Raw genomic sequence first — 3,909 nt, 5'->3', positions numbered from 1 at the left:
TCAGCTCGCGGTCAGAATGTTCCTTATTTGTTCCCGCAAGCTACGCCAGAGTCAACCGGACTCTTTGGCTGTGGATGCTCACCCGGTACATCCGCGACGGCAAGCTGTTCGTCGACAACGCGGCGGGGGTGCTGCTGTAATGCTCCATCGATTAGCCTGTTGGAGCTAGTTCTTCTTCCCGCTGGATGATTGCCGGAAGTTCGTGATGCGCTGCCAGGCCCTCCAGCGACATGTTTTCCAGTACCGCATCGTGAGGTACGAGGAGATACCGCCAAGGCTTGCCGCCGTAGCTGGCGGCATGGGCGGTGGCGTGCCCGATCCAAATCCGGGCGGCAATAGCCTTAGCCTTCACAGTCTCGTCCTCAAGGTCCTTTCTTGCCTTGATCTCGACAATCAGCTTCTCGCTGGTGGTCTCGACGACAAAGTCGGGCTCATAACGCTCGGTGCGCCGATACTCGATTTGGAATTGCTTGCGGCCTGGCTTGACCCAGCGCAGCACGTCGGGCTCACGGTCGGCGTCGATCAGAACGGCAAAGAGCCGCTCTTCGTCGGACTGGAAGGATTGCTCAGGATAGGCGCATTTCTTGAAGCCGCCGAAGACATGTCGGCGCGTCTCTGACGCGGGCGTGACTGGCATTCTGAAGTCACGGACCCCCTTCGGATGAGCGACCTTGAATGTCTGCCGCTCCAAAATCTGAAAGCCCCGATAGACCCGCGCCTGATAGCGAGTCGGCGTCTCGACATAGTGTTTCATCATCTGTCCGAAGATGATTTGCGCGAGCCGCTTTCCTTGATGGACGAGCACGTTTTCGACTGCCGCATCGTCGGGCAGGTAAGACCGCAGCCGCGCCACAATTTGACCGGCCAGTTTGTAGAGAAGATCAGCGTTGGCGTCGTAATCGACTTGCTCGAAGTCGATCAGATGCACGACGAGGTAATCCTCGAGCCGCTCCTCCCGGATCACGGCCATGTTCCGCGCAATTGTGAGACGCTCCCCGGTACGCATCTGCTGCACGACGATCTCGTCGGAAAGCGGTTGAGGCGCGACCGTGTCGAGGTCGGATAGGTCGAAGTCGTTCAAGCTGAACGTGACGTCGCTGGTCGGAAGCACCACGATCTGGGGGATCTCGATGGTGTTGTTGACAACGATGTGCGTTACGGCCTCCACGATCTTCGCCGCATCCGGCTTTGCAAGGATGCCCTCCAACGTACCCTGAACAGGGCGCATCAGCTCCTGCACCCGTTCGGTGATCTTGCTCTGCACCTGCTGCGTTTGAAGCTGCGCAAGGTTGGGGAGTTCACGCTCCATTTGCCGGATGACCTTATAGGTCACGGTGGCGTAGCTCTGCGCTTCCGGTGTGTCGAAGACGTACGGTACCTGCGGCTGCTCGCCGAGTTCGCCGTGCGACGCGCCGCCCAGGCCGGTGATCATCGACTCGACGATGGACGGCGACACCAGTTCCACCGCGCCGTCACGCCAGACATTGCCCTCCGTGTCGATCTCGACCGACTTCAATAGGATCGACCCCGGTTCTTTCGCTCTTTTGATGATCTCGTCGAAGCGATCATGCGCGATGACCGTCAGCGTATCGATGGCCTCGTCACCTGTTCGCACGCCGTAAGGCAAGCGCAAGCCGCGCCCGAGCGTCTGCTCGGTGAGGATCTCGGAGGCCGACGCTCGCAGCGGCACGATGGTATAGAGGTTGGTGACATCCCATCCCTCTTTCAGCTTGTTGACGTGGATAACGATCTCCGTTGCCCCGTCCTGCTCCAGCGCAAGAAGACGCGACGTGGCTTCGTCGCTCTCTTCGCCTCTCAGCGCCGAGTCGACGCGGATAACGCGCCCCTTGTAGCGGCCCGCAAAGAATTGGTCCGACTCGATCCGCTTGCGGATCGCCTCCGCGTGCGTCGTGTCCTGCGCCACGACCAGAATGAACGGATGGACAAGCTTGTCTCCCGTCCGTTGGGCGTAGTCGATCAGTTTGAGCTTAACATTCTCGTGGGCCTGTACGCCGTCTTCGAGCTTGATCTTTTCAAGCTCGTCGTCGTTGAAGCCGCGCGGGTCAAAGTTTTTGCGGGTCGCGACGGCGGGCTCCTTCACGAAGCCGTCTTCCATGGCTTCCGCAAGGCCGTAGCGGTAGATGACGTTCTTGAAGTCGACCGACTTCGCGCCGACAGTCTTGGGCGTGGCGGTCAGCTCGATGCCCAGCATTGGCTTCAGATCCGCGATGGCCTTGAAGCCGGCCTTGGCGCGGTAGCGGTGCGCCTCGTCCATCAACAGCACGAGGTCGGGCAGCGCAGCGAGGTAGTCGTAATAGCTCTCGCCGATATATTCATGCAGCTTTCGAATGCGGCCCACGTCCTTGTTGATTTTGTCGACGTTGAAGACGTTGATGATCACGTCGGCGTCGATCAGTTCGCCCTGTCGCCGAAGGCCGCGCCCTTGATCCCAATTGTCGCCTGTCACGAGCTGCGGCGGGGACTGGGCAAACTCGGCGATGCCCTTGAAGACATATTTCGGCTTGCCCGGAGTGAAGTCGTCAATCAGTTTTTCGTAGATCGTCGTGTTGGGCGCGAGCACGAAGAAGTGCTTCGAGTGGCCCGTCAGCGCGAGATAGGTGATGAACGCGCCCATGAGCCGGGTCTTGCCGACGCCGGTGGCGATAGCAAAGCAGAGCGAGACGAAGTTGCGCTCGAAAGCTTCGACGCGCTGTACGTCCCGGTCCGCCAGTTCCTGAATGGCGGCAAGCGCCTCGGTCAGATCCTTCGCCGAGCGTAGCGCCCCACCGACGCTGTGCAGGATTTCAAGGCTGCGCTCCTGCGGCTTACGAAGCGACATGCGCGCGGAAATCTGGCGGATCAGCCGGTCGGTGGGGATGCGGGAGGGAGCAGCGGCAAAGTTCATGGATCAATCCTCATCGCAGTCGAAGAGGGTCGGGGCGAAGGTCCGCGCGGGCTTGGCCTTACCGGCGGGTTTCACAGCAGGCTCCAATTCGTCAGGTGGTTCCCGCTCCGGCAAACTCGCGATCTTCAGGCTGTAGTCGTCCTTGCCCCATTCGCAACGCGAGAGGATCGCGTGAGGAATTTTCGTCACGGTCAGGTTGTCGAAATCGTCGATGCGAGCATTGAACGCCTTGCAACAGATGAGGAGCGTGCGATCCGGTCCGACATCCTCGGAGATGGCGCGCAACTGGTCATGCGTCATCGCGAGCGTGGTGACATAGATGAAGTCGCGCTCGGAGGAGTGGCCGTGCTTCCAATATTCCGCCTTGTCCTGCGAGGGCGAATAAGTGAAGCCCATGTGCTTGCACATGGCTTCGGCCAGCATGGCCGGGTTATACTCTTTGGAGATAATCCAGCGGCCCCATTTATCGACCTCCAGCAGCGAGGGCGCGAGGCGATAGAAGCGGAAACCGCCGCCGCCCTGCCAGCCAGTCACTTCAGTAACGCCGCCCTTATCCTCGCCGTCGATCACCTTCCTCAAGCGCGGCACGATATGGGTTTGGGCGTGCTCGCCCAGTTCGACCATGATCCAGCGGCGGCCCATTTTGTGAGCGACCGCGCCGGTGGTGCCGGAACCGGCGAAAGAGTCGAGCACGAGATCGCCGGTGTTGGTGGCGATATGAATAATGCGTTGAAGCAGGAACTCGGGTTTCGGTGTCTCGAAAGCAGCCTTCTCGCCAAACAAAACCTCTAATTCACGTGCCGCATGCTGATTTAGTCCGACGTCATCCCAAATTGTTGGAGATGACATGCCGGCTTTCGCTTCGCTCTTGAATAATTTTCGCATCGGGGTTCGAGCTTTGCCGTCCTTTCCCCAGAAAAGACGCTTAGAGCCTGACCCAAAAGGGTGTTGCGCCCGGCATGGTTGCATGATTCACCGGTCTCAGAGTTCTGGGACGGTGATTT

Annotated in this window: 2 protein-coding genes; both read right to left on the bottom strand. The window is 59.6% G+C overall.

Translation table 11 applies throughout. The features are described from left to right. Positions 1-151 precede the first annotated feature (151 nt). The gene (locus F1193_RS16815; protein WP_150098941.1) at positions 152-2,905 is read right to left on the bottom strand and encodes a DEAD/DEAH box helicase family protein; all 2,754 of its coding nucleotides are present in this window, start codon (positions 2,903-2,905) and stop codon (positions 152-154) included. 3 nt (positions 2,906-2,908) lie between these two features. Then, positions 2,909-3,790: a DNA methyltransferase gene (locus F1193_RS16810; protein ID WP_342781836.1), complete on the bottom strand. Its 882-nt coding sequence runs from the start codon at positions 3,788-3,790 to the stop codon at positions 2,909-2,911. Between the last annotated feature and the right edge of the window lie 119 nt (positions 3,791-3,909).

This window comes from Blastochloris sulfoviridis (assembly GCF_008630065.1).
GTDB lineage: Bacteria > Pseudomonadota > Alphaproteobacteria > Rhizobiales > Xanthobacteraceae > Blastochloris > Blastochloris sulfoviridis.
This window is presented reverse-complemented; position numbering and strand designations above follow the sequence as displayed.